Consider the following 6,666-nt stretch of genomic DNA (forward strand, 5'->3'; position numbering starts at 1 on the left):
ATTATGGACAATGAAAGCCGATAATAAATTCTTGCATCGCTCTTTCCAGTTCTTTTTCAGTCTTGAAACGGCCCTTTCCGACTTCGCCGTGCGCCTTTACAAAAACATTTCTTAATTCAAAATAATGGCCCTTATCGGTATTATTACCAATAACGGCATTTATCTGTTCTCTGAATTGATTGACTCCTTTTGGGAGAACAATAAACCCGAGCAAATCATTTGATGGGTCTCTTACCCGTATCGGAACGTTACCCGTCGCTTCCATCACCATATTGAAATGTTTTTTTAATTCTTTTGCGTTATATGTTCTGATTACAGGAGACACAATCCCGATCGCGCGATTTTCCATTCCTTCTTCTGCGCTCGCCACATGAAAATCTTCAATATGTTTGGCCTTATCATCAATGCAGAAAACATGATAATCGGGATCTTTTTGGAGCGACTTAAGAATAATTCTATACGATTCTTTTTTGCTCTGATGCCCTATAAAAAGCATCCATCTGACTTTCAGTTGCCAGGCAAGACAAAATATCTGGACTCTCATTGCAAGTGTGCTTGAGCGAGCAGTAACGATATCCTGGCTAAAAAATTCTTGTGGAAAATTCGGTCTCACCGGAGCGTTATGGGCGATTCCTAAAAGCCATGGGCCTATTCCCGGGCACTCGGAAAGCAAGCGTTCTTCGTACTCAAAAAATTTCTTAAGGTCAAAGTTTATAACCGCGAATACTTCATCACTTCTATTATCCGCTAAAACGCCGTCAAAATCCCAAATAACATGTACCTTTTTGCCATTTTGTAAAAGTTCTTTTATTTTTTTAATGGCATCAAGAACAAGATTGTAGGCATTTTGAATCTCTTTCTCTGTGCTTTTCCGCATCTTATCTCCTCACATTCTTGTCATATTCTTGATTTTAACTTTGTTCATATTTAAACACCATATTTCATTTTATACAAGTATAAATGTTATGCTTTACCTATTACTATGCAAAACATTATTACCCTAGAAGATTTTAAAAAATTAGACATTAAGATCGGTAAAGTTGTTTCCGCAGAAAAAATTCCTGATTCCGACAAACTCATTAAATTTATTTTTGACGTTGGCAATCAGCAAAGGCAAATAATTGCCGGAATAGCGGAATTTTTTCCCGACACGGCTGTATTGATAGGAAAAGAAATGCCCATTCTTCTAAATCTTGAACCGAAAAGATTCAGAGGCAACGCCAGTGAAGGGATGATAATAGCGGTTGATGTTGACGGGCGGCCCGTTTTTCTCCATCCCGAGGAAAAAGTGCCGCCGGGCAGTACCGTAAGGTAGGGATTTTTCTTTTGACATCACGACTTTGACTGTGGTAATTTAAGTCAACTACAGAATATTTTTCTTTTACAAAATAATTCCGGAGAGGAAATGCAAATCTCAATAGAGAAATTAGAAGAGCTTTTACCAACTATTTGTAGCCCAGAGACTTCATCCGATCCAAAAAAATGGACGCGAAATGATCCGCTTTGGGGGCATTGCGCCGTACAGCACCGGTAAAGATTTTTCCGCTCCTCAATTTCAAGGTAAAAAACTGATACTAACCGCTTTTGAAACGGCCTTTGGCCGTTTTTGTTTCATTTATATATATTGTCTTCGTCCTCAATTCCTTGCTATAGCAAGGAATTGAGGATAATACGTTGGCAATATAAACAATACAAACTAAGATACTCTAAAAAGTAATTATTGGAAAATATAAATAGATATTGGTAAAATGAAGCATATGTTAAAAAATAAAATGAAAAAATCCATAAATCATGAAAAAATGCTGGTGCCGGCAAAAAAATTGCCGATCGCTCCTCATCCGCGCGATTGGCGGCATTCTTTCCACTGGCGGATTTTTAGGATTATGGCCGAATTCGTTGATGGCTTCCAATTCTTGTCGGATTTTAAAAAAACCGTAACTTTATTTGGTTCCGCCACATTTAACGAAACCAATCATTGGTACAAGGTAGCGCGCGACTTGGCGCAAATGTTAAGCCAAGCCGGTTATTCGGTTGTCACCGGCGGAGGCCCCGGAATAATGGAAGCCGGCAATCGCGGCGCCGTTGAAGGCAAAAATGGCGACTCCATTGGTCTGAACATCCAGTTACCCTATGAACAAAGAACAAACCGTTATGTTGAAAAGGGGCACGGTTTTTACTATTTTTTCACCAGAAAAGTCATGATGTCTTTTTCGGCCCAGGCCTATGTGTTTTTTCCCGGCGGCTACGGCACGCTTGACGAGGCTTTTGAACTTTTGGTGCTGATTCAGACAAAAAAGATTTCCGGAAAAATTCCTGTAATCTTTGTCGGCCAGGAATTCTGGTGCGATATGGACAGCTGGCTTAGAAAAACCCTTCTAAAGGAATATCAAACAATCGACCCGGAAGATCTAAAAATTTATACCATTGTTGATACCGCCAAGGAAGCGTTTGATATTATAAGAAAAACCAAGCCAAGAGAAGAATTTAAGTAAATCAACAAATTCGCCCCAATAGACATTGGGGCGAATTTGTTGTATTATTTGCAAGTTATGCCTAATTCGAAAAACAACAACTTAATCCCCCGCTCGCCGGTTGTAGTTGTAATGGGCCATGTTGACCATGGTAAAACCAAACTTTTGGACTACATTAGAAAAACCAGCGTGGCCGAAAAAGAAGCCGGCGGCATTACCCAGCACATTGGCGCTTACGAAATCACTTATAAAAATCGCGGAATTACTTTTTTGGATACTCCGGGCCATGAAGCGTTTTCAAAACTTCGCGGCCGCGGCGCTAAAGCCGCAGATGTAGCAATTCTCGTAGTAGCCGCCGATGACGGCGTTAAGACCCAAACTGTTGAAGCGATAGAACACATTAAAAAAGCCGAACTGCCTTTTATTGTCGCGATAAACAAAACCGATAAACCGGAGGCTAATCCAGAAAAAGTAAAAAAAGAACTCGCCGAAAACGATGTGTTGGTTGAATCGTGGAGCGGTAAAGTGCCGTCGGTTGAAATTTCCGCTAAACAGGGAAAAAATATAAACGAGCTTTTGGACTTGGTTTTACTTTTGGCAGATTTAAACGAACTTAAGACCAACCCGAAAAAGCCGGGCGAGGGGCTGGTTATTGAAACCAATCTTGATCCGCGCCGGGGAATAGTCGCATCGTTGCTCATTTTAGACGGCATAATTCAAACCGGCGACTACATCTCAAGCGGCGGAGTAACGGGAAAAATAAAAATAATTGAAGATTTTTTGGGAAATTCAATCACGCAAGCGCATGCTTCGTCGCCCGTTATAGTTATTGGTTTTACCGAACCGCCCCAAGTGGGAGAAAAGTTTTCTACCGATAAAATCCCTTTCACAGCTGCTTTAAAAGTTGCCAAAAAAATAGGTGAGTTTATTGAAAAATCCTTTGATGATGAGCCCGGTCAAATCATAGAGCCGGAAGAAAAAACGAAAAATACGTTTAACATAATAATAAAAAGCGACTTTCAAAGCTCGGCTGAAGCCATAAAAGAAGGTTTTGAGAAAATGATATTTGAAAACAGCAACATTAAAATTCTTAAGGCCGAGACAGGAAACGTTAATGCTGGTAATTTGGAACTGGCGGATTTAAGCGACGCCATCATAATCGCTTTTAACGTCAAAGTTGACACCACCCTTTCGCTTTACGGCAAACTTAAAGAAAAAGTAATTTCCGGAAACATTATTTATGAAGTTTTAGACAAAGCCAAAAAATTGATTGAAACCAGTTTGAAACCGCGCCCCGAAAGAGAAGAAACAGGCCAATTGCAAATTCTCGCGGTTTTCAGAAAAGAAAAAAATCGGCAAGTTGTTGGCGGCAAGGTTACCAGCGGAGAAATTGTTAAAAACGCAAGAATTGAGATTGTGCGCGATGATGCCGTTATCGGCCAAGGCCGCATTATCAGCATAGAGTCAGAGAAAAAAGAGGTAGGCAAAGTTGAGGCTGGCCGGGAAACAGGCATAGCAGTTGACTTCGGAGAACCAAAAATTGCCGTCGGAGACACGGTGGTCCTTTTTAGGAGTTTAAAACAAAATTAAAACGACAATGGCAAAAGAAAGAGCTGAGCGGCTTAGCGAGCTTGTGAAAAAAGAGATTGGCAAAATTATTTTTGATACGATAGACACTGAACCGGGTGTTTTGGTTACCGTTACCCGCGTAATAGTAAATTCGAATCTTTTTACCGCCGATGTTTTTGTCAGTGTTTATCCTTCTACCGGAGCGTCGGAAATTCTGAAAAAATTGGATCGCTTGATTTACGAAATCCAGCAGTTGCTAAATAAAAAGTTAAGAGTAAGGCCGGTGCCAAAAATTATATTCAAATACGACAAAAACCCGGAAGAAGCGTCAAAGATAGAGGGTATATTGAAAGAAATAGAAGAAAAATGATAAATTTTGAGTAGACGGCATGGTAGCTCTGGCTTCGCCAGATCTAGCGAAGCTATGACAAGTGGTAAGGCAGAGGTCTGTCTCGCTTCGCGAGATCCCGCGCAGCGGGACAAAACACATTATGAAATATTATGCTTATATTTTACAAAGTTTAAAAAATAACGATATTTATATTGGGAGTACAAAAAATGTTATAGATCGACTAAAATTGCATAATTCGGGCAAAGTTAAGTCTACAAAAGCATATAGACCGTGGAAATTGTTAGAGTTTGGGGAGTATAATTCAAGAAACGAGGCAGTAAGAAGAGAGAGGTTCTTAAAAAGTCATCAACAAAAAGAAATAATAAAAAGAAAGCATAGTTTATAATAAGGCCACGTAGCCAAATGGTAAGGCGGTTCTCTGCAAAAGAACTATACGCCGGTTCGATTCCGGCCGTGGCCTCCTCAATTAGACTTTCTGATTTTTGACCGACGAATCGGTGGGCGGCACGAAGTGCCGCCCATTGGTTTTGTGGGGGGAAATCAAGGCCGCTCGGCGCGCGCAGGCGCGCCTCGCGATTGGCCAAGACGAGGTTCGAAATCCCTTGTGGTTTTGTATTTGCTTGCCCAACAAAAAGAATTTTTGCTATACTATAAATGTACTCAACTGACCGATTGCTTATTTTAATGGCCGTCTTAGTCAGCTTGAGCAATCGAGTTGAGTACAACTAGGGCGGCCATTTAAGTTTTCAAAATTATGGACAAAGTTATACAACCGCAAAAATTCTTTTTGTATGCCCGCAAGTCCACGGATGTGGAAGATAAGCAAGTGCGTTCCATCGAGGACCAGATCGCAGAATTGCGCGCTTTTGCTAAGCAAGAAAATCTCAACATTGTTGATGAGTTGGTGGAAAAACAATCGGCCAAAATTCCGGGTCGTCCTATTTTCAACGATATGCTTAATCGGATAGAGAGTGGCGAAGCAAACGGAATTTTGGCCTGGCATCCTGATAGATTAGCGCGCAATTCTGTTGACGGTGGACGCACCATTTATCTTCTGGATTGCGGGCATTTGGCGATGTTGAAATTTCCTACATTTTGGATGGAAAATACCTCGCAAGGGAAATTTATGCTTAACATCGCCTTTGGGCAAAGCAAATACTATGTAGATTCTCTTTCCGAAAATACCAAAAGAGGATTGCGCCAAAAAGTGAAACGAGGTGAATATCCAAGCCTTGCGCCGGTTGGATACATAAATGATTCTCGCAATAAAACTGTAGTGGTGGATAAAAAGCAAGCTCCGGTTGTTCGCAAGGCTTTTGAACTCTATGCGCAAGGCGATCAACGGCTAGAAGACATTGGAGAATTTTTGGCGCAACACAAATTAGTTTCAAGAAGCGGAAAGAGAATCCACATCTCAAGAGCGACTTTTATTCTCTCTAATCCTTTCTACACCGGTTTATCTCAAGAGCGACTTTTATTCTCTCTAATCCTTTCTACACCGGTTTATTTCGCTACGCTGGCGAAATCTACGAGGGCAAGCACGAGCCAATCATTGCAAAGAAACTTTTTGACAGAGTGCAGGAAGTTTTGAAGCAGAGGGGAAGACCGCGACACAAATCTAAAATTGAGCCGCAAGTATTTTGCGGATTATTGCGTTGCGGCACTTGCGGCATGATGATAACTGGCGAATACAGGGTAAAAATCCAAAAGAACGGCACGCAACATTTTTATACTTACTATCATTGCACCAAAAAACGCAAAAACTTCGAGTGTCCCGAACCCTGTATTCGCCAAGAAAAATTAGACGAGCAAATTTCCTCTCTGCTTCAAAAAGTTTCTTTGCCTGCGGATTGGGCGGAAAAATTAAACACAAGATTGGAAAAAGATAAATCAAAGTCCGCCCAATCCGTTTCTGCTTTTGTTCAAACAAACCAAGAAAGAATCAAAGTCATTACCACCAAGCTCCAGCGACTTCTTGATGGCTATTTAGAGCAAGACATAGACCGCGAAATCTATCGTGCTGAAAAATCCAAATTTCTTTCTGAAAAGAAGTCGCTGGAAGAACAAATGACCAATCTTGAACAAAAGCAGAATAGTTGGCTCGAACCGATGAAAGAATGGATAAAAGTCGCTTCTTCTCTTGAGAAAACCGCAAGGGATAGCAACCTTTTTGCTAAAAAGGTTGCTGCCGAACAAGTGTTCGGCTCGAACCTCGTCTTGGCCAACCGCGAGGCGCGCCTCTGCGCGCCGAGCGACTCTGATTCTGCGCCAGAA

At 41.2% G+C, this 6,666-nt stretch carries 8 protein-coding genes and 1 tRNA gene; 8 read left to right on the top strand and 1 reads right to left on the bottom strand.

Translation table 11 applies throughout. From position 1 onward, the window contains the following. Position 1 precedes the first annotated feature (1 nt). Positions 2-877 (bottom strand): 5'-nucleotidase, encoded by an 876-nt coding sequence (locus tag HYW79_02170; GenBank protein MBI2635327.1) that lies wholly within the window; start codon positions 875-877, stop codon positions 2-4. A gap of 105 nt (positions 878-982) precedes the next feature. Here HYW79_02170 and HYW79_02175 point away from each other — a divergent pair, with 105 nt between their 5' ends. The 8 genes from HYW79_02175 to HYW79_02210 form a co-directional block, all read left to right on the top strand. After that, complete coding sequence (locus tag HYW79_02175; GenBank protein MBI2635328.1) at positions 983-1,315, top strand: methionine--tRNA ligase; 333 nt, start codon at positions 983-985, stop codon at positions 1,313-1,315. A gap of 457 nt (positions 1,316-1,772) precedes the next feature. Next, positions 1,773-2,492, top strand: coding sequence for a TIGR00730 family Rossman fold protein (locus HYW79_02180; protein MBI2635329.1), 720 nt, complete (start codon positions 1,773-1,775; stop codon positions 2,490-2,492). Between the two features lie 57 nt (positions 2,493-2,549). Further along, the gene (infB, locus tag HYW79_02185; protein ID MBI2635330.1) at positions 2,550-4,061 is read left to right on the top strand and encodes a translation initiation factor IF-2; all 1,512 of its coding nucleotides are present in this window, start codon (positions 2,550-2,552) and stop codon (positions 4,059-4,061) included. A 7-nt stretch (positions 4,062-4,068) separates the two neighbouring features. Further along, positions 4,069-4,410 (top strand): 30S ribosome-binding factor RbfA, encoded by a 342-nt coding sequence (gene rbfA, locus HYW79_02190; GenBank protein MBI2635331.1) that lies wholly within the window; start codon positions 4,069-4,071, stop codon positions 4,408-4,410. 121 nt (positions 4,411-4,531) lie between these two features. Further along, positions 4,532-4,777 (top strand): GIY-YIG nuclease family protein, encoded by a 246-nt coding sequence (locus HYW79_02195; protein ID MBI2635332.1) that lies wholly within the window; start codon positions 4,532-4,534, stop codon positions 4,775-4,777. 3 nt (positions 4,778-4,780) lie between these two features. Then, positions 4,781-4,852: transfer RNA gene (locus tag HYW79_02200), tRNA-Cys, on the top strand. Between the two features lie 294 nt (positions 4,853-5,146). Continuing rightward, the gene (locus HYW79_02205) at positions 5,147-5,983 is read left to right on the top strand and encodes a recombinase family protein (GenBank protein MBI2635333.1); all 837 of its coding nucleotides are present in this window, start codon (positions 5,147-5,149) and stop codon (positions 5,981-5,983) included. After that, a partial coding sequence (locus HYW79_02210; GenBank protein MBI2635334.1) for a recombinase zinc beta ribbon domain-containing protein occupies positions 5,968-6,666 on the top strand: 699 nt, incomplete at its 3' end. The genes HYW79_02205 and HYW79_02210, both read left to right, overlap by 16 nt.

The organism is Parcubacteria group bacterium, from assembly GCA_016186325.1.
Classification (GTDB): domain Bacteria; phylum Patescibacteriota; class Minisyncoccia; order UBA10092; family UBA10092; genus JACPHB01.